Source organism: Bifidobacterium catenulatum PV20-2 (assembly GCF_000800455.1).
Classification (GTDB): domain Bacteria; phylum Actinomycetota; class Actinomycetes; order Actinomycetales; family Bifidobacteriaceae; genus Bifidobacterium; species Bifidobacterium kashiwanohense_A.
Window position 1 is genome coordinate 41029 of sequence record NZ_CP007456.1, and the last position, 20345, is coordinate 61373.

At 58.3% G+C, this 20345-nt stretch carries 15 protein-coding genes; 5 read left to right on the forward strand and 10 right to left on the reverse strand.

What is annotated here, in order from left to right; translation table 11 throughout:
- Positions 1-136 precede the first annotated feature (136 nt).
- Positions 137-781, forward strand: a complete 645-nt coding sequence (locus AH68_RS00165) for an anthranilate synthase component II (RefSeq protein WP_039196538.1) — start codon at positions 137-139, stop codon at positions 779-781.
- 211 nt (positions 782-992) lie between these two features.
- On the opposite strand, the gene pknB is transcribed toward AH68_RS00165, so the two are convergent.
- The 7 genes from pknB to AH68_RS00200 are packed head-to-tail and all read right to left on the reverse strand — an operon-like array spanning position 993 to position 9984.
- Positions 993-3089, reverse strand: a complete 2097-nt coding sequence (pknB, locus tag AH68_RS00170) for a Stk1 family PASTA domain-containing Ser/Thr kinase (RefSeq protein WP_039196540.1) — start codon at positions 3087-3089, stop codon at positions 993-995.
- The gene (locus AH68_RS00175) at positions 3086-4030 is read right to left on the reverse strand and encodes a serine/threonine-protein kinase (protein WP_039196543.1); all 945 of its coding nucleotides are present in this window, start codon (positions 4028-4030) and stop codon (positions 3086-3088) included. The genes pknB and AH68_RS00175 overlap by 4 nt, the downstream gene beginning before the upstream one ends.
- The gene (locus AH68_RS00180) at positions 4027-5493 is read right to left on the reverse strand and encodes a peptidoglycan D,D-transpeptidase FtsI family protein (RefSeq protein WP_039196544.1); all 1467 of its coding nucleotides are present in this window, start codon (positions 5491-5493) and stop codon (positions 4027-4029) included. The genes AH68_RS00175 and AH68_RS00180 overlap by 4 nt, the downstream gene beginning before the upstream one ends.
- Positions 5490-7115 carry an FtsW/RodA/SpoVE family cell cycle protein gene (locus AH68_RS00185; protein WP_039196546.1) on the reverse strand — a complete coding sequence of 542 codons (1626 nt, stop codon included), beginning with the start codon at positions 7113-7115 and terminating at the stop codon, positions 5490-5492. Before AH68_RS00185 ends, AH68_RS00180 begins: the two co-directional genes overlap by 4 nt.
- Positions 7112-8728: a PP2C family protein-serine/threonine phosphatase gene (locus AH68_RS00190; RefSeq protein WP_039199605.1), complete on the reverse strand. Its 1617-nt coding sequence runs from the start codon at positions 8726-8728 to the stop codon at positions 7112-7114. Before AH68_RS00190 ends, AH68_RS00185 begins: the two co-directional genes overlap by 4 nt.
- A gap of 5 nt (positions 8729-8733) precedes the next feature.
- Positions 8734-9249 (reverse strand): FHA domain-containing protein FhaB/FipA, encoded by a 516-nt coding sequence (locus AH68_RS00195; protein ID WP_039196548.1) that lies wholly within the window; start codon positions 9247-9249, stop codon positions 8734-8736.
- Positions 9250-9276: 27 nt separating this feature from the next.
- Positions 9277-9984, reverse strand: coding sequence for an FhaA domain-containing protein (locus AH68_RS00200; RefSeq protein WP_003833618.1), 708 nt, complete (start codon positions 9982-9984; stop codon positions 9277-9279).
- 212 nt (positions 9985-10196) lie between these two features.
- On the opposite strand from AH68_RS00200, the gene AH68_RS00205 reads away from it, so the two are divergent.
- Positions 10197-12644, forward strand: coding sequence for a S9 family peptidase (locus AH68_RS00205; RefSeq protein ID WP_039196553.1), 2448 nt, complete (start codon positions 10197-10199; stop codon positions 12642-12644).
- Positions 12645-12969: 325 nt separating this feature from the next.
- On the opposite strand, the gene AH68_RS00210 is transcribed toward AH68_RS00205, so the two are convergent.
- From AH68_RS00210 to AH68_RS10690, 3 genes are all read right to left on the reverse strand, one after another.
- Positions 12970-13923, reverse strand: a complete 954-nt coding sequence (locus tag AH68_RS00210; RefSeq protein ID WP_236682420.1) for a sensor histidine kinase — start codon at positions 13921-13923, stop codon at positions 12970-12972.
- Between the two features lie 307 nt (positions 13924-14230).
- Positions 14231-14887, reverse strand: coding sequence for a response regulator transcription factor (locus tag AH68_RS00215; RefSeq protein WP_039196557.1), 657 nt, complete (start codon positions 14885-14887; stop codon positions 14231-14233).
- Positions 14888-14894: 7 nt separating this feature from the next.
- Entirely contained in the window at positions 14895-15056 is a 162-nt protein-coding gene (locus AH68_RS10690) for a hypothetical protein (RefSeq protein WP_158332974.1), read from the reverse strand.
- A gap of 129 nt (positions 15057-15185) precedes the next feature.
- Here AH68_RS10690 and AH68_RS00220 point away from each other — a divergent pair, with 129 nt between their 5' ends.
- The 3 genes from AH68_RS00220 (at position 15186) to AH68_RS00230 (ending at position 20251) form a co-directional block, all read left to right on the forward strand.
- Positions 15186-16250, forward strand: a complete 1065-nt coding sequence (locus tag AH68_RS00220) for an alpha/beta fold hydrolase (protein WP_173405831.1) — start codon at positions 15186-15188, stop codon at positions 16248-16250.
- Between the two features lie 201 nt (positions 16251-16451).
- Entirely contained in the window at positions 16452-19040 is a 2589-nt protein-coding gene (locus tag AH68_RS00225; protein WP_039196561.1) for a X2-like carbohydrate binding domain-containing protein, read from the forward strand.
- A gap of 362 nt (positions 19041-19402) precedes the next feature.
- The gene (locus AH68_RS00230) at positions 19403-20251 is read left to right on the forward strand and encodes a DMT family transporter (RefSeq protein ID WP_052189232.1); all 849 of its coding nucleotides are present in this window, start codon (positions 19403-19405) and stop codon (positions 20249-20251) included.
- Positions 20252-20345 lie beyond the last annotated feature (94 nt).

Here is a 20345-nt window from a genome sequence, read left to right on the forward strand (position 1 = left end):
GCATGCTGCGCACGTAGACTGCTGTTCAAACGCAAGTATTCGCACAACGCAAGCATTCGGAATATTCGAGGGATTTGAAGCATTCGAACGATTCGAAATATTCAGATGCCGGCATTCCAACGTCGATAGGAGCATGATGACCGATTCCGCACGCATTCTGGTCGTGGATAATTACGATTCGTTCGTGTACACGATCGTCGGATATTTGAAGACGTTGGGTGCCACAGTGACGGTGGTGCGCAATGATGCGATCGACCCGGGCGAGGACGGTGTGATCGACGAATATGACGGCGTGCTGATCTCCCCAGGGCCTGGCGCTCCGGCGGAATCCGGCGCCAGCGAAGGCATGATCCGCCTGTGCGCGGAGCAATCCAAGCCCATGTTCGGCGTTTGCCTGGGCATGCAGGCGCTGGCCGAAGTGTTCGGCGCCACCGTAAGCCATGCGCCGACCATCATGCATGGCAAAACCAGTCTGGTGGAGCATATCGACGACGAGATCTTCGAAGGAGTGGCCAATCCGATGGTCGCCACTCGCTACCATTCGCTGGCAGTGGAGCCTGATTCCGTGCCGGAAGAGCTGGTAGTGACCGCGTGGACGCAGAGCGACCACATCGTGCAGGGCATCAAGCACCGCAGCAAGCCGATGTATGCGGTGCAGTTCCACCCCGAATCCGTGATGACGCAAGACGGCTACCGATTGCTTGCGAACTGGCTGAAGGTGTGCGGGCAGGAGAACGCGGTGGAGCGTTCCGCCGGATTGCAGCCGAAGGTCGCGGCCTGAAGGCACGAAAACACGTGAAAATGCGGAAACACGCGAAACGTAAGGACTATAGGGAATCACGAAATACGTGAACCACGCGAAAATCTTGGGAACGAATCTCGGAAAAACGTGAGTTTCGTAAAACGCAATCGTAAGCATGAAGGCCCGGCTGGGGATTTCCAGTCGGGCCTTCATTGTGAATTATGGCGGCTATCGCGGTTGTGACGATCGATCAGTTGCCTTCGCCGGGAGGGGTGCTGTTGCCGCCGTTGTTGCCGTTGTTGTTATTGCCGCTATTGCTGTTGTTGCCTCCGCCGTTGCCTGCATTATCGGTGCTGGAGGATTTGGTGGTCAACGTGATCGTGGCTCCGCTATCGGACTGGGTACCGGCGGTTGGAGACATGCCCGTGACGGTGCCATCCTCCGGACCGGAAACCGTGACCTGGAAGCCGTAGCTTTCCAGCAGGCTCTTGGCATTCGCATAGCTCATGCCGACCACGCTGGGCACGCTGATCTGCTGCTTGCCGGTGGACACCCAAATCGTGACCGCGGTACCAGCCTCAACCGTGCTTCCGACACCCGGATCGACGCGGGTCACAGCGCCGGAAGCGATGGAATCGGAATACTCGTTTTCGATGGTGATTTGCGTCAGACCGGCCTGCTTGAGCTGCTCAATGGCCGAATCCTTCGGCTGTCCTATCAGATTGTCGGGAATCTTGGTCATGCCGGACGAAATGTACAGCGTGATGATCGTGCCCTTGGTTTGCTTCGAATTGGCGGCAGGATCGGTGCTTACCACCTTGTCTTTTTCGATGGATGCGTTGTCTACCGTGCGTACGTTGCCCACTTTGAAACCGGCGGCCTCAAGAATGGACTTCGCATCGTCCTGGCTCTTGTTCGACACATCCGGCACCGCGACCGACTGTGGGCCGGTGGAGAACCATACGGAAACCGTGGAGCCCTTGGCGACCTTCTTGCCGCCCCTTGGATTCTGCTTGGTGATTGTGCCCTTCGGCTTGCTCGAATCGGAATCCTCGCGGGCATCGAGCTTCAGGCCTTTGGCTGTGAGCTGCTCTTCGACGCGCGCCTTGGATATATTCGCCGTGGCGGTGAAATCAGGTACTTCCACCATGTCGGCTGTGGAGTCGCTCTTGTTCAGCATGAAGAACACGCCCAGAATGACCAGCAAAGCCACCAGACCGCCCACGACGGAGCCGATGATGATCTGCTTCTTCTTGCGTGCCTTCGCGGCCTCCGCACGCTGTTCCGCACGGGTTTTCGTGGCAACGCCGTTCTGCGGGTTCGGTACGGCCTCAAACTGGCCTGTGACGGGATTGAACGCCTGCGTTGCGGCCGTTTCACCGGCAGGGGTCATGGCCACGGTATTCGCGGTCATTTCGGCCTGCTTGCGTGCCTTCATATTGGTCAGATCGGTCAACGGATTGAATGCGGCCGCCATCGGCACACCGCCGTTCATGAACGTCAGCAGATCGTTCTTGAATTCGGAAGCCGTGGCGTAACGGTTCTGACGATCCTTCGCCATCGCTTTCGCGCAAATCGAATCCCACATCTTCGGCAATCCTGGAACAACCGAACTTGGGGGAGTGGCGACCTCTGAAACATGCTGATAGGCGATTGCCACTGCGGAATCGCCGGTAAACGGCGGCCTTCCAGTAAGCATTTCATACAGCACGCAACCTGCGGAATACAGGTCGGAACGCATGTCGACGCTTTCGCCGCGCGCCTGCTCGGGAGACAGGTACTGCGCGGTGCCGACCACGCCCTGCGACTGCGTCATCGTGGCTGCGGAATCGTCGAGCGCGCGGGCGATGCCGAAGTCCATGACCTTGACCACGCCCTGCTCGGAAATCATGATGTTGCCGGGCTTGATGTCACGGTGGATGATGCCCATGCGGTGCGAATACTCGAGCGCGTTGAGCACACCCATCATCACCTGTTCGGCGTCGCGCTGGCTCAAAGCGCCGTTCACTTTGAGAATGTCGCGCAAGGTCTGGCCCTTGACATACTCCATCACCAGATACGGCAGATGCTCGGTCTGGCCGGTTTCGGTGGTGACGACTTCCTCACCCGAATCGTAGATGTTCACGATGTTGGGATTGTTCATTTGCGCCACGGAATGGGCTTCGCGACGGAAACGTTCAAGGAAGATCTTGTCGTTGGCGAAGTCGGCGCGCATGATCTTGACCGCGACGGTACGCCCAAGACGCGTATCGAGCGCCACGTGCACTTCGGCCATGCCGCCACGGCCGACCAGTTGGCCGAGCTGGTAACGTTCACCAGCCAAAGAGGTAGGCATGTTGATGTTCATCCCTGTTCCTTCCCATCAGTACTCAAGAAGATATGAGGTCTGCTGACCACGCGGCGCGGAAGCCTTCCACCTGCAGGCACCACCATCGTGTCAGCCAATTGTGTCTGCTGGTCGAGCAGACGGCGTTCGATGCGGGACAATGTGCGCGACACCGTCAACGCGTCCTTCGGACGGTCAAGGGGATCCTTGGCCAGCATCGACATGACAAATTCACGCAGCTGTACATCGACGGAGTCAGGCAGCGGCGGAACCGGATTGTTGACATGGGCTGCGGCGATGTCAACCGGCGTGGCGCCAGTGAATGGACGATGTCCGCACAGGCCCTCGTAGGCAACGACGCCAAGCGAATAGATATCGGATTGAGGCGTGGCATGTTGACCCTGCGCCTGTTCCGGGGAAATGTACTGCGCGGTGCCCACCACCATGCCATCCTGCGTGATCTGCTCCTGATTGGTGGAGTAGGAGACGCCGAAATCAGTGATCTTCACCTCGCCGGAATCGGACACCATGATGTTCGCCGGCTTCACGTCGCGGTGGATCACGCCATGCGAATGGGCGACGAACAGGCCACGCGCGGTCTGGATGAGAATCGGCAGCAAGCGGGTCGGCTCCATCGGGCCGTTCTGCTCGTGGAACAGGTCGGCCAACGACTTGCTGGGCACATACTCCATAATGAGGAAGCCGATGCCGTCATGCTCGTAGTATTCGAACAAAGCAGCGATGTTCGGGTGTGCAAGATTGGCGGAATTATGCGCTTCTGCGCGCAAACGAAGCAGTTTGGCCTCCTGCGTGACCCCTAAATCGCCACGCAATGCCTTGATGGCCACCGGGCGGCCCAACTGGATGTCGTAGCCTTTCCACACTTCGCCCATGCCACCTTGGGCCAGACGGGCGTCCAACCTGTAGCGTCGGTGGATGAGCTGTCCTTCAATCAGTTTCACTCTGCCAGCGCCTCCTGCATCATCGCTTTCATAATCGGTCCTGCGGCGAACGAGCCGTACAAGTCCACGTTGTGTACCACCACGGCAACGGCGATCTTCGGATCGTCCGCAGGGGCGAATCCTATCACCCAGCCGTCGATGGACGTGTTGCCGTCGCCGATCTGCGCGGTACCGGTTTTCGCTGCCACCTGCACGCCGTCAATGGCCAGATTTGGGTTTTCCTTGGGGACCACGGCTTCCATCATCTGCGTGAGCTTGCCCGCGGTGTCCGAACTGAATGCGCGGCTCATGACCTGCGGCTTGGTCTGTGAGATGACCGACAAGTCGGAGGAACGCACGCGATCCACCAGCGTCGGCTGCATGACCTTGCCACCGTTCGCCACTGCGGCGGCCACCAGCGCGTTCTGTAGCGGGGTCACCACGGTGTCTCCCTGGCCGATGGACGCCAAGGCGAGCTTGTCGTCGGCTGCATCGGTTGGGAACTTCGACGCCACGCTCATCCACGGTGTGCCCGTGGACTCGGAACCATCGATGGCGATAGGACTGTCGAAACCAAGCTTTTCGGCCATGGATGAGACCTTGTCGTCCCCCAAAGCCACTCCCAGCTGGGCGAATGCGGTGTTCGACGAATACGCCATCGCGTCTTCCAACGTGATCTTGCCATCCGAACCGTCGGCCTGCGACACCGCGTTCGGCAGCTGCGTGGCCGTTCCCGGAAGCGTGTAGCTCGATCCGGCAGGAATCTCAGTGTCGGTCTGATATTCGCCCGTTTCCAACGCAGCGGCCGCCACCACCGTCTTGAACGTGGATCCCGGAGGATACAGCTGCGAGGTGGCGCGGTTGAGCATCAGGTTCGACTCGTTTTGCGAGAGAGTGGAATAGTTGCTGTTCGCCTCGGACGTGTCATGGCTTGCCAGCTGGTTTGGATCGTAGCTTGGCGTGCTCACCATGGCGAGAACACGGCCGGTCTTCACCTCGATGGCCACGGCTGCGCCGTCATTGTTGGCAAGGCCGTTGTAGGCGGCCTGCTGGATCTTCGGGTCGATGGACGTTTCGATGGTTGCGCCCTTGTTCTCTTGGCCGGTGAACAGCGATTTGAACCGTTGCCACATCAGTTGGTCGGATTGGCCCGACAGCAGTGAGCTGCGCGAGGCTTCGATACCGCTCCAGCCGCGCTGGCTGATGGAGAAAAATCCGGTGACTGGCGCATACAGCTCGCCGGCCGCATAGGAGCGCTGATACGAGAACGCGTCGTTCGACGGGTCGGATTTGGCGATGACGGAGCCGTCCGACGCAAGAATCGAGCCACGCGGAGCACCATACTCGTGGTAGAGGGCGCGGGTGTTGCGCGGATCGCCGTTGAGCTGGTTCGCGCGGATCGCCGTGATGATCGTGGTGGACATGCCCAGGATGACGAACAGCGCCACCACGATGGTGAACAGTTGGCGGAGTGATTTATTCATGCTTGGCTCCCCTCTGACGTGTTGCCCGATGGGCTCGGTGTGCTCGGCATGTCAGATGCGCCGAACACATTCGATGGGGGAGCAGGGGGTGTGATTGGCATGCCTGCGACCGGCATTTCCGCGGAAATGATTTCCGTTGCTTGCGATTGCTGCATGGCGGCCGGTACGGCGACTTGCGGAACGTCTTGCGTGGCTGCTTGCGAAACAGCTTGCGATTGTGCATCGGATTGTGCAGAGGCGACGCTTCTGCTGGCGCGGCTCTGCTTGCGGGCGCGCAGCGCCTGCATCGCCTCGTATTGGAACGTGTCGCTATCGATATCGGATTCGGGTTTGTTCGCCGAGTTGGAAATCACCACTAAGAGTGCTGCCAACATGTAATTCGCTATGAGTGAGGATCCGCCGGCGGCCATGTACGGAAGAGTCAAACCCGTAAGTGGTATGACTAACGTGATGCCTCCCACCACAGTGAACACCTGGAAGGCCATGGTGAACACGAGGCCCGATGCGAGAAGCTTGCCGAACCCATCCTTGATTTTCATCGCAGTGATCATCCCGGCGGCGATGATGAGCAAATAGAGCATCAGAATGGCCATCAGGCCGGTGAGGCCCAGCTCTTCGCCAAGTGCCGCGTAGATGTAGTCGGAGTTGGCGATCGGAGTGAGCGACGGGTGACCTTGCCCAAGGCCGGTGCCCATCAAGCCGCCTGATGCCAGGCCGAAAATACCCGTGACGAGCTGGTATGAGCCGCCATACTCCTTGTTGTACTGTGCCGAGTCGAACGGATGCAGCCAGGCGTCAACACGGGCGCCGACATGGCTGAAAATGTTGGCCGCCGCGAACGCGCCCACGGCGAACGCGATGAAACCAATCACAATCCAACTGGTACGCCCCGTGGCCACATACAGCATGGAAACGAACATGGCGAAGAACATGAGCGACGTGCCCAAATCGTGCTGCACGACCAGCACGCCCATCGACACGACCCACACCACGATGATCGGCCCCAGATCCTTGATGCGCGGCAACTGCAGGCCCAACACCTTCTTGCCGCCGACGGCCAGCTGGTCGCGGTGGTCATATAGATAGGAGGCGAAGAAGAATGCGAGGAACAGCTTCGCGAATTCGCTTGGCTGGAACGATCCCAAACCAGGAATCTTCACCCAAATACGGGCGCCATACTGTTCGGAACCGACCACCGGAAGCATCGGCGACAGCAGTAACACCAAACCGATCACCATGCTGACGTACGAGAACCGCCGCAGCACACGGTAATCCTTCATGAAAATCACCAGCAGATTCGCCAAAACCAGCGCGATCGACAGCCAAAGCAACTGTTTGAACGCGACAGACGTGTTCAAATCCTGATCGATGCGGGCGATCATCATGACGCCGGTGCCCGTCAGCACCATCACGCAGCACATGATCGCCTGGTTGGCGTACGGCTGGAACCGCAGCAGCAATCCCCAGGAAGTCAGGAACAATGCGCCGATGAATGCGAGCATCCACAGGTAATTATGCGGAAAACCGCCGGTGGTGCGTTCGAACATCTGGAAGAACGCGACGCCGCAAATCAGCATGCTGAATAAGAGCAGGCCGAATTGTCTCAGACGGGTTGCCATCATGACTGGTCACCGCCTGACTTGTCTGACGAAGCGTTGCCCGAATTACCTGATTTGCTTGACGATTTGTCGGAAGCCGTATCAGAGGATTTGCTTGACGACGTGCTATCGGATCCGCTGTTCGTCTTGTCTTGCTTCTTCTGCGCTTCGTCGTCCTGCTGCTGTTTCAGCTGCTTTTTGATCAGGCGCGTATGCGTTTTCGCCTCGCCGTACGTGTCGAAGGAAATGCCCTGCGCGAGCTGCTCCTGCCAACTTGGCGGCAGTTCGCTCGTCTTCATATTGGTGTCGGTGATGGCATGCGACAGCTGGAAGCCGAACAGGCTGGTCGGCACGCCTTGGAAAATCGACACTTCGCCGTTATTGTCGCCGATATAGTACTTGGTTTGGCTCCAGCTGTAGGTTGCGAAAGCGCCGCCCGCCAGCCCCAGCAGTACTACGATGGCGACGATGATGGCGATCACGCGATTGCGTCGGGTGCGTGATCGCTTCGTCTTGCGTTGCTCGATATGCTCGTTGCGGATGGCTTTGGCGACTTCCGGATCGTTTGGATCGGCGGAAATACGGCCGTCATCCTTTTGTACAACGGGGATTTCTCCGGTATCGGGATTGGTGCGGTCGCCGTTTTCCTCGCGTACCGTGGAGGGTTGTGCCACGCGCTGTTCCGGAGGATTGTCGTTTTCGCCGGGATTCTTGCCGTTGCGCAATGCCGCCGCACGGGCCGCCGGTGACTTCTTGCCTTCGCGTAGGGCGGGTGCGGATGCGACCGGCTCGTTGATGATGTCGGCGATCGGTTCGAGGCTTGCGCTGGCCGCGCCACCAACCAGCGGCGTCTGATGCGGCAGGTCGAACGTGTCCGCGTCGAGGGCGAGCGTCGCGTCGGCGATGACTGCGGTGACATTGTCGGTGCTGCCGGCACGAAGCGCCATCGAAACCAGCTGTTGAGCGCATTCTTCCTGATCGGAGCAGGTGGATAGCACCTCCTGCAACGTGGAATCCTCAAGCACTCCGCACAAGCCGTCGGAGCATAGCAGCCAACGGTCGGATGGATGCGCCTTGCGCACGGCGATATCTGGGCGCGAATCGATATCGAAATCGCCCAAAACCCGCATTACGACATTGCGCTGCGGATGATTGCGCGCCTCGGACTCGCTGATGCGGCCGGTATCGATCAAATGCTGCACATAGCTGTGGTCGGACGTCATGCGGATCAAACGGCCATCATGCAGCAAATACGCGCGGGAATCGCCGATATGCGCCACAACCCAATATCCCGCAACCAACGCGACGGAAGTGACGGTGGTGCCCATGCCCGCGAGGCGGCGTTCACGCTTCGCCTTGCCGACGATCGCGTCATGCGCGGCCATCACCGAGGTTTTCAGCATGCGGGCAATAATCTGGACATCACCCTGCACATTGTCTTGCTCGATGTGGGCCAGCGAACGGATGGCGATGGTGGAGGCGGTGTCGCCTCCCGCATGGCCTCCCATGCCGTCGCAGATGGCGATCAGATGCTCGCCTGCGAACGCGGAATCTTGGTTGTTGGAACGTACGGTACCCACGTCGGAAACGACGGTGGAATACATGAACAGCGGTTGTGAAGCGGGGGAAGTCGGCAAACGGGTCACCTCAATTCGAAGGTGGTTGCGCCAATGCGTACGGGAACGCGCGATCCGAGGATCATCGGCGCGCTCAGACGCTGCTGGTTGACCACAGTGCCGTTGGTGGAACCTAGATCTTCGACGGCCCATTTGCCGGTGGCGGGATCCGTGTAGACGCGCGCATGATGGGACGAGACGAATTCGTCATCCAAGACCACGGTGTTCGATGCAGAACGACCAAGCGTGATGGTGTTGCCGGTCAGGGGGACGGAACTGCCGGCAAGAGGACCATCGATGATGACCAGCAAGGTGGGTTTAGCGCTTGATGTGGCGCTGACCACCGGCGCGGGGGCGGCCACGGGCGCTGGCGCTTCGACGGCCTTGCGCGCGCGACGCTCCTTACGGCGATGAGCCCGCGACTTGCGCGGGCTGAGCGTTTCCACATCCCTGTACAGCGAACGCACTGTGCAGGCTACGAAGATCCAAAGCAGTACGAGGAAGCCGTACTTGAGGATCGCGAAAGTAAGTTCAGTGAGCATAGAGGCAACTCCCGAGGTTGGGGTTGGTTACTCCTGATCCTGCGAAGAGGCCCAATACAGGATTCGGGTGCGGCCGATGGTGATGGTGTTGCCGTCGAGCAGCGTGGCCGCCTCGACATGGTGGCCTTCGACATACATGCCGTTGGTGGAGCCCAGATCGCGCGCGATGACGGTGCTGCCGTTGTCGGTGACGTCAATTTCCATATGGCGGCGGGAGATGCCCGGATCGTCGATCACGATGTCGCAGTCGGATCCGCGGCCGATGATGGTCTTGCTTTCCGTAAGCAGATACTGGTGCTCGCCGATCTCCAGCATCGGGCAATCCTCGGTTTGCGCCTCGGTAGTGACGGGCACGGTGTTGCCCTGCACGGATTCGCTCGTCAGCTTGAAGTTGCTCTTGGTCAAGTCGAGGTCCTCTTCGAAGATCACCACGACCGGGCCTACGAACGCATAATGCTGGTCCTTCGCATACTGGGTGAGGTTGTCGGCCAGCTCGTTGGCCAGCGCCTCGGCACCCCAATCGACGATGTTGTTGAAATCCGGTGTGCTGAGCTTAAAACGGTACTCGTTCGGCGCCACGGTGCGGTCTCGCGTGACGGGCATGGCCTCTTTATCAATCTCACGTTCCAGCGCGCTGGAAAGGTCGACGGGCTGCAGGTCCTTGGACCCGAACTTGGCGAAAACCCCGTTGACGGCGCCTTCCACGCTCTTCTCAAATCGGTCGAGAACACTCATGCTTGTCCCTTTCTATCCTCACCCATCCTACGCGGTAGAGCGCCGAGCGCCAATTCGTAAGCCCTTTAATTGCAAAAATTTCATGCACTATTTCGGTCTTTATACCACCTGGGGGGTATATGATTGTGGGTTTGTCACCATCATTTCGATTCCCATGCTGTGCGATGGATGTCTGTGGGAAAGGAGATATGGAATGGTGATAGGTTGGGAATATGACAGATGTGATTCGACAGTTTCCTCGTAAAAAAGCTCGTACATTGCGATTTTCCTGCGGAGCTCCGCGTGCCGCGCGTGTGATTGCAGACGGTTCCCGTGCATTGTTCCTGCGTTCCGATGGTCCGGAAGACACCGTCACCTCACTGTGGATGAGTGTGATCGACGAAAACGGCAACGCCAGCGAAATGCTGCTTGCCGATCCACGTACGCTGCTCGCCGATGCCGACGCCGAAGACGTTCCCGCTGAAGAACGGGCGCGTCGCGAACGTGCACGCGAAGGCGGTTCCGGAATCGTCGGCTATTCCACCGACGCAAGCGGCAACCGCGTGACCTTCACCATCAACGGACAACTCTTCCTCACCGACATCGCAGCCGGCGTGACGCGAGCCATCGCCATAGAGGAAGACGAGCTCAAGCCGGTACTGAACCCGCGTATCAGCCCTGACGGGCAACATGTCATGTACACCACCGGCACCTATCTGGTGAATGTCGATCTTGCCGATACCGCTTTCGATACGGCTTCCGGTGACGACGATTGCGAGATCGGAGACGCGATTTCGGTAGTCGCTTCAATCCCGCAAGACGGCGAATGGAAGATCGGCTTGGCGGAATTCGCAGCAGGCGAGGAAATGGACCGCTACGACGGCTTCTGGTGGTCTCCCGATTCCAAATATGTGCTGTTCGAAACCTACGACGAATCCCCGGAACCAATCTGGCATCTTTCAGACCCAGCTAATCCTGTGAATCCTGCACGATCCAACCGCTATCCGCAAGCATTGACCGCCAATGCCAACGTGCGACTGACCCTGCTGGAACTTGGCTTTGACAGCGACAACTGCTGCTACGGGGCAATCGCGAATGAGGTGCAGTGGGATCATGAAACTTACGAATATTTGGCCGCAGTCAGCTGGACGAGCGGGCATGAGCCGATCATCCTCGTGCAAGACCGACTCCAGCAGCACGATCAGGTGCTCGCCATCCACGTGGGCGAACCGATCGCTACCATGCGAGACGCGGAAAACGGATTCACCGACGATGAAGGCGATCAAGTCGAAACCTTCTCCATCGCCATTCCCGAATATGCCGAAGGTGAACGCCCGGGCAGCACGCGCGTGCTCGAAAAACACAGCAACGCCTACTGGCTCGATCTGATCCACGGCACGCCCGCATTCACGCCGAATGGACGCCTGATCTGCGCGATGAACGACATGGATGCCGACACGAACCGCCTTACCGTCGATGGTGTGCCCTTCACGCCGGCCGGACTGCAGGTGCGCGAAGTGCTCAATGTGACCGACGACGACGTGCTCTGCGTGGTACAGCGCACCCCCGAACTGTTGCCTGACGACAGCCTGCCATTCCTCTGGCAGTCCAACGCCGCCGATCATGACGCCCGCAGCTTCGACGTGGTGTCGATCCGCTATGACGGCACATGGGAACCCCTCACCTATGCGCCCGGCCAGTGGACCATGTCTCGCGCAGGCAACGGCTGCGTGGTGACCGGACGCGGCATGGATGATGTAACTGTGCAAATGCAGCATTGCATGAACATCGTCACAACCGACGAAAATGGTACAGACGTGGCGTCAATGGTGGTCTCACCAATCGAAAACCATGCCGAAACCCCCGGATTCACGCCGAACGTACACTTCACCCGACTAGGCGAACGTGGCCTGTACACGGCAATCGTGCTCCCCTCGGCTAGCAGCGAATACGCGCATGCCGACACTCTGCCGGTACTCATGAAGCCTTACGGCGGTCCCGGATTCCAGCAAGTCGTCGAAAACCAATCCTTCTACTGGGATGCGCAATGGTGGGCCGACCAAGGCTACATCGTGGTCACCGCCGACGGACGCGGCACCACCGGACGCGGGCCGAAATGGGACCGTGCCATCTACGAAACCATGAAATCCGTGACGCTCGAAGACCAAGTAGACGCCGTACGTGCGCTACCGGAAGCGTTGGCAACACTGGCCGCGCAAGAAAACAAGGAATCCTCGGAAACCACCATCCCGCAACCCGACCTCAACCGCGTAGCCATGATCGGCTGGTCGTACGGCGGATTCCTTTCCGCGCTCGCCGTGCTGGAAGCGCCGGAAACCTTCGCTGCGGCCTGCGCGGGCGCACCCCCGACCGACTGGACGCTGTACGACACGCACTACACCGAGCGTTACCTCGGCCTCGACCCGGCCGTGTACGAACGTAACAGCATCATCGCCGACGCGCCGCAACTCGATCGCCCGCTCATGCTCATCCACGGATTCGCCGACGACAATGTGACGATTGCGCACAGCCTACGCCTGAGCCAAGCGCTGATGGCGGCCGGACGCAAGCACACGTTCCTGCCGCTGACCGGCATCACGCATATGACCAACGACGAAACCGTCGCCGAAAATCTGCTGATCCTGCAGCGCGATTTCCTTGCCGAAGCGTTAGGGCGGTAGTGCTGCGCCGATAGCGCCGTAATGATAACTGCAAAAACGCGAGCAAAAGCATCAAGCAAAAGCAAAACGCGTTCCCCTGCGACTCCCGGACTGCCAAGCATCCGAGCGTCGTGGGCGAACGCGTTCCCTTCTCGATTGCCAACATAAAACAGGCGAAAACGACTTCGCAAGCGAGGGGGTACCACATTTGTGTACCCTCCTCCAAAAAATGGGCTTGGAAAAGCCGAAAAACGCTAGGAATAGGCGAATAATAAGCAAAATCGAAACGTGAATCACGTCAGAAAACACACGAATCACATCAGATTTGCAATGGCAATATGCACGATCACGCCTGCACTTGCTCAAACAATCCTGGCGAATCATCGATGACAGTCACCGGAATATACGCGAAAAGCGTCCAACTGCCGTCCTGCGTGGACGTGGTGAGCGTGCCCTGATGTGATTCAAGCTGCTTCTTGAACGAGGCAAGCCCATGACCGCCAGGAAGTTCGCCATCGTGCCAGTCGGCTCCGGCTATCCCTTCTTTCATGGGATTGATTTGCGTGATTTCAATGGCATTCGGTCTAAGCATCACCGAAAGATCAACCTTGCTTCCCGGAGCGGCATGACGGGCGATATTCGCATAGATTTCACGCAGCAGATTATTGGCGAGCCCGGCGGTTTCCCGCGATGCGCTCGGTTTGCCGCCCGCACAGTGCCGTATGGACGTGATTTCGAAGCCGAGTTTGCGCAAACGTCGGTCGCCGTCATCCATGGTGGTCTGCAGCAGATTGGCCAGCGCTTCGCCGTCAGCATCGCCGGGGATAATGGTGGTATCCATATTCAATTCGTCGATAACGCGATGCACGTTCGTCAGTGCGGAAAGAACATATTCGTTGATCTGACGCCAGTCTTCGGCGTCGGTTGCAGGGATTGCGCTGGTTGATATGGCACAATCGGCAGAGTCGTTAGGATTGCCGGAGTTGCCGCCGATATGCCGTTGCGCCACAAACGCCGCCGCCGACAAATCGCTCGTCACCGCATCATGAATGGCGTCGGCAATGCGTGCGCGGCTTTCCAACTCCTGCAACCGATTCTTGTTTTGCACCGCTTCAAAACGCTTCCGCGTCGTTTTCTCGCTCCAACTCAACGCCCGGCCGAGCAGCAGTACCATGGCATACATGCTGATCATGGAGACAGGGTTAGTGCCTGGGCCAGGAGGCGAAATCAGCAGGATAGCAGCAACGTAATATGTGAACAGCACTGCCGCGATAATGATGTTGGTACTGTACGCAAGCATGCCATAAGCGTAGAGATGCGTGGGAAGAGAATTACCCGAACTTGCGTAAGAGGTAAACAGATCGCCAGCGTAGGCAATCACAATAATCGCCACCGACATGCTTTTTGGAAACAATGGAGATAACACGAGAACTGCAACCAGCATCGCAATCCAAACTACGCCAGATATGTCGGTAGGCGGTGCGTAACAAACTCCATATATGGTCCATGCGAGCACGATCAACATGATGGTAAAACGGATTGGATGCCATAAATTCGGATGCAGCGTGCGCACACGATTCCGCCACGCAATGTACTGAATTGCAGGCTTAGAACGCATTGGACCTCACCCACAATGCCACTGCCTGACGCGAAGTCTTGCAGTTGAGTTTCCTTAAAATACTTTGCATATGCTTGCGGATGGTGGCTTCGGAAATCCCCAAACGCTCGGCAATCTCTCGATCAAGCATGCCCTCCGCACACAAAGAAATAATCTGCTCCTCACGAACAGTGAGCGTAGGCGCAGTCTCAGCCTCCCTACCAATACGCAAATTAGCCAACGCAGGCGGTTCAAACCCCTCCATCACCTCGCCATTGCACATACGCATAATAATCTGCGCCAACTGGTCGGCATTCTCCTTACCAACCAAACCCTGCGCACCAGCCTCCACCAGTTTGTCCCGATAACTCTTGATGGAAAAACTCGTCGCACCAAGAATCGGCATACGCTTGCCCATCAAACGCAACCGACGACAAGTAGCAGGCCCCTGCAAACCCTCCATCGACATATCAAGAATCAACAAACTGACATTGCTGTTCGCATCCTGACAGCGTTCTATCGCCTCATCGCCAGAAGTCGCCGTCCACACCACATACGCGGTCGGCACTTTGCTGGCGATGACGGCACTGAGCGAATCCAGCGCTCGCGGATCATTGTCGACCAGCGCGATGCGATGAATCTTAGGATGCTTTTCCGACGTGGTCACTATGCGATCACTTTCCTTTCCCACACAGCCATTGCAGCCATGTTGGACAGTTGGGATTCGCGGCAGTGGAGATATCGTCGTTGCCGTCAACGGGAGTTGCTGCATACGCATATGCTGGTGTGCTGGTGAGAGACAACGTCACCACCATCAGCAGTGAAACACATTTCATGCTTCCATAGTATGCGAGGATGACGCGCGGGGTGGCGATACAGTCGTGACGCACTGTTGATACATCGTTATACAACGCACATGCTTGTGATTGGTTTTGTTTTGGCTTTGTTCGCCTAAGATGGAATTCATGACTATCACGCTCATCGATGAGGCGCGTTACGACGCCGAAATGGACGAAACAGTACTGCCTGCGCTGCGTAACTGCATGGCGGAAGGCTGGATGGAACCTGCCACCGTTGATTGGGATGGCAATATGCTGCCTAAGCTGGAACATCCTGGACGGTTGCATTACTACTGCTACGACGCGCACAAATTCGACGCATTACGTGAAGACGGCGCATCGGGCGTATTCCGCGGTGCGGTGGTGATTTCGCACGGATTCACCGAATTCGGACGTAAATACAGCGAAATGGTGTGGTACTTCCTACTGGCCGGCTACTCCGTATGCGTGTTCGAACATCGCGGACACGGCCATTCCACGCACGACATGAGCAACCCGAGCCTGGTATGGATCGACGATTGGCGCCGGTATGTGGCCGATTTCGCCACGTTCGCGCAGACCGTGGGGCGCGAAGCGGCCGGCGATGGCCCAATGTACTTGTACTGCCATTCCATGGGCGGTGGCATCGGTGCGGCTGTGCTGGAACGCTACCCGTCGTTGTTCGACAAAGCGGTGCTGTCCGCGCCGATGATCGCGCCGGTGGTCGGTATGCCAACGTGGATTGCACGCATTGTGGTCGGCGTGATCTGCGGGCTTGGTTTCGGCAAATCGCGCGTGTTCGGCCATACCGATTTCGACGGAAACCTCAATCCCGACGATTACGAGGGAGCCTCCGAATCTCGCATCCGCTGGTTCCACAAGCAGCGTTTGGCAGACAAGTCATGCCAGACCAACGCGGCCACGTTCGATTGGGCGAACCAGGCGATGGCGCTTTCCCGAGCCGTGCTCAAACCCGACATGTGCGGAGCCATCGAAGCCCCGGTATTGCTATTCCAAGCCGGCCGCGACGTGTGGGTGCTCAACGGGCCACAAGATGACTTCGTTGAACGTGTGCGAGAAGGTGGCGGTTCCATCGAAAAAGTGCGATACAGCAAATCGCTGCATGAGATCTTCTCCATGCCCAACGCGATGGTCGGGCCGTACGTGGACAAGATCCTCGATTTCTACAACGCCCCGGAAGCGACATTGTAGGTGCGGAAACAACGGGAATAAGCGGTATTCCAGAGGGGCGCGTCCAAAGGGGGTGCACCCCAATTTTTATAGACAAATACGGTGACGACGGATAGTTTTACCGGAAAACCAGGGGGATGTCTGACAATGTTCTTTGCTTCATGATATTTCGAGGAATGTCGATCACGCCATGGAAGGCGTTCGAATTACAGAGAGAATATTATGAAGCGATATCAAACAACTTTGGGCAAAGCTGTAATTTCCGCTATTGCCGCTTGTTCCATGCTGCTCCCGATTTCCGTCGCATCCGCCGATGCTCCGGGCATCTCCGTGAAGCAGGGCGCGGGATACACCGCCACTAAGATTTCCCATCCGAATAATAGTCTCGGCCAGGATGACGGCATCGTCAATATTGACAAGAACGGCAATTCGACCGTGGCCGACGGCGACGCCGATCGCGGCCAGAGCTACGCCTGGTCGTCACTCGGATATGGCGACTGGATGTATGTGGGCACCTGCTATTCCGCGATGGGCTCCACGCTCAAGCACATCGCCTACAACCTGGGCACTTCCTACGCGAAGCTCAAGGCGGGCGTCGACGTGCTGTTCAACGGCGAGCTGTATCTCGATAACGGTGAGAACCACAGCCTGCTGCTGAAGATCAACACCAAGACCGGCGAGACGAAGATTGTCGTGCCGCCGGTTCAGATCGCCACCGGCGGCAAGATGAACGTGAACGGCTACCGTGCGGCCGTCGAATTCCACGACAAGCTGTACTTCGCCGCGGCCGCGCAGGGCACTCCGTATCTGCTGGAAGTCGATCCGAAGGACGATTCCTCCAAGATCGTGTACCAGAGCGGCGGTGTGGCCCCGGGCATTTCCACGGGCATCCGTGGTCTGGCCGTGATGAACAACGAGCTCATCGCCAGCATGATCGGCGCCCAAGGCGCGTACATCGTGGCTTCCTCCGATCCGTCCGCCGGTGCCGACTCGTTCCGCACCATCGCCACACAGCAGGATCTGCTGAACTATCCTGCGTACCACTACACCGACAACATCTTCGGCGGCGCCATCTGGGATATGGTGACGTTCAACAATCGCCTGTATATCACCGTCGTCACCGGCACCGCGAATAACAAGCAGTCGTTCGCGCTGTTCCGCGGCGAGGAAGGCACCGACGGCAAGTGGACGTACACGCCGCTCGTAGGCAACCCGGCCGACGGCGCGCGCTACGAATACGGCTTCGGCACCACCCGTTCCGGCGCGGCCAACATGGTGGTCTACAAGAACCACCTGTACATCGGCGGCTACAACGATCCGATGGTGGCGCTGCCGGACGTGCTCAGCACCATGAAGTTCAAGAACCTGTACGACGACATGTCCAACCCGGTGAACCTGTGGCGCATGGACGCCGACGAGAACTTCGAACTCGTGGCGGGCTCCGATGGAGACAAGTACTTCAAAGCTCCGAAGGGCACCATCGACGGCGAGACCATGCGCGCCGGCCTTGGCGAGGAACATGACATCAGCCGTTACCTCAACCAGTACGTGTGGCGCATGCAGTCGTATGACGGCAAGATGTACGCGGGCACCTTCGACATCAGCGACCTGTCCTACCCGGTGACGCAGTTCGCCAACGGCGACATCCTCCACCGCACTCCGGAGGAGTGGAAGAAGCAGATCGAATACATCAAGAAGTTCCTAGAGACAACGGAAACCGACGCTTCCGGCACCTCCACCTACGCTCTCATCGATGGCTCGGATGCTGATGGCGGTGCTGCTGATGCCGCCACGGCCGACGATATCGCCAAAGTGCAGCGCATGGAATCGCTGATGCAGGAGATGCAGGGCGACCTGGAATCCAAGCAGACCGACGTGCAGACCGACGACGCCGCTCCGATGGCGCCTGACGATGCCGAGGAATACACGATCGAGAATCGTGAGGACTTCCAGAAGATGCTGGAGGAGCTGCTGGCCCTGTACCAGCAGGTCAAGCCGATGCTGCCGGACTACGTCGTCGAACAGCTTGACAAGTGGCTCACGCAGGAGAACGTCGAGAACTTCACCTACTTCGTGGGCGTATGCCGTTACCTGCACTACGCGAACTCCGAAAAGCGTGGCTTCGACATGGTGGTCACCTCCGATGGTCTGAACTTCCAGACCGTCACCCGCAACGGCTTCGGCGACAACAACAACCACGGTCTGCGCGTGTTCGCCGTGACCAACTCCGGTCTGGCCGTCGGCACCGCCAACCCGTACCATGGCGCGCAGGTCTGGCTGCTGAATGACGGCACCGAAGTGAAGAACGCCTCGTTGACCGCGGGCAACGCCTTCGTCTACGACAAGTACGATTCCGCAGCTGCCGCCCCGAATGCGGCCGGTCTGAACGTGGGCATCGACTTCAACGGCAACACCGTGGAAAGCGTCGAATACAACTACAAGACCCTGGTGGCCGGCACGGATTACGTGGTGAACGAGGACGGTTCCGGCATCACGCTGACCAGCGCGTTCCTCAACGCCCAGGAGACCGGCAGCACCGGTTCCGTGGTGGTGCGGTTCAACCGCGGAGCGCGAGTGGACTTCACGGTCGATGTGAAGGACAGCACGCCAGACAAGCCGAATCCGGATAATCCGGTAACTCCGACTCAGCCATCCAAGCCAACCACTCCGACTGTCCAGCAGGGCGCCAATGCGCCTGCCGACGTCATCTCCAACACCGGTTCCAATGTGATGGGCATGATTGTGGCTGCTGCAGTGCTGGTATTGGCCGGTGGTGCGATGCTGCTACTGCGTCGTCAGCGCAACAAGTAATCGCCCGATCGCTGCTGTAACCGCGCAATAAAATGCCGGATGCTCCTCTACGGGACGTCCGGCATTTTGCATGCCTCATCGCAACACATCCCCTCACCCCCACGTGTCCGATTCTCCCGAATCGGACATTCGCAATCCAAAATCCGTACTCTGTGTGCCCGTTTCTGGTGAATCGGACGCGCCGTCCCATCAATCTCTGCTCCATGTGTCCGTTTCTCCCGAATCGGACATGCGAGGTATGGCAGAAGGACATATAAGCGTGTACGGTGTGCGATGAACGGAGGGACGTACAAGGAAGGAACCGTGTCGTGACAGGGAAAACGTTCGAGCGCACGCCGAAGGACCTGATTATCGGCATCGCAATGACCCTGTGCGGCGGCGTACTGTGGGGTATCAATGCGACCGTCTCCAAAATCCTCATGAACACGTACCACGCTTCACCACTGTGGCTTGCATGCGTGCGCGAACTGCTCGGCGGCGTGCTTTTCCTTATCTGCTCGGCCGCGCTGACTCCGAAACTGTTCACCGGCGCGCTACGCGATCGCAAATCATATCCGCGACTGCTGGCCACCGCCATCGTATGCGTGCTGCTGGTGCAGGTCGCATACCTCGAATCCATCGACTGGACCAATTCCGGCACCGCGACCGTGCTGCAAAGCCTGAACCTGCTGTTCGTGCTGGCATACGTATGCATTCGCGGGCGACGATTGCCGGGCAAACGTGAAGCGATCGGTGTGGCGCTCGCCTTCATAGGGACCGCGCTTATCGCCACTGGTGGCGATCTCACCACGCTGAAATTACCTTTGATGGGATTGGTTTGGGGATTGGTGAACTCGCTTTCCACTGCCGCGATGTCGATTTTGCCGGTGAAGCTGATGGCGAAATGGGGCAATTTTACGGTGAACGGCATCACTTTCGTGCTTTCTGGGATTATGCTGCTGCCGATTGTGCGCCCGTGGTCGACTGAGCCGCATCTGGATGTGATGGGCGTCGGTTTGATGGTGTTTACCGTGATGTGCGGCACGTTTGGTGCGTTCTGGCTATTCATGGCCGGAGTGTTGCGCGTCGGCTCGATGCGCGCCACCATGCTTGGCACCAGTGAGCCGGTGATGGCCACGGTTTCCGCGGTGGCATGGACGGGAGCCGTGTTCGAGCCGACCGATCTGGTTGGTTTTGTGATGATTTTCGTCATGGTGTTTTTGGTGCGTTAGCCTTTTGTCCGTTTCTGGTGAATCGGACATTCGCAACTCCAAATCCGTATCCTACGTGTCCGTTTCTCCCGATTCGGACACACGGTGTTACGTT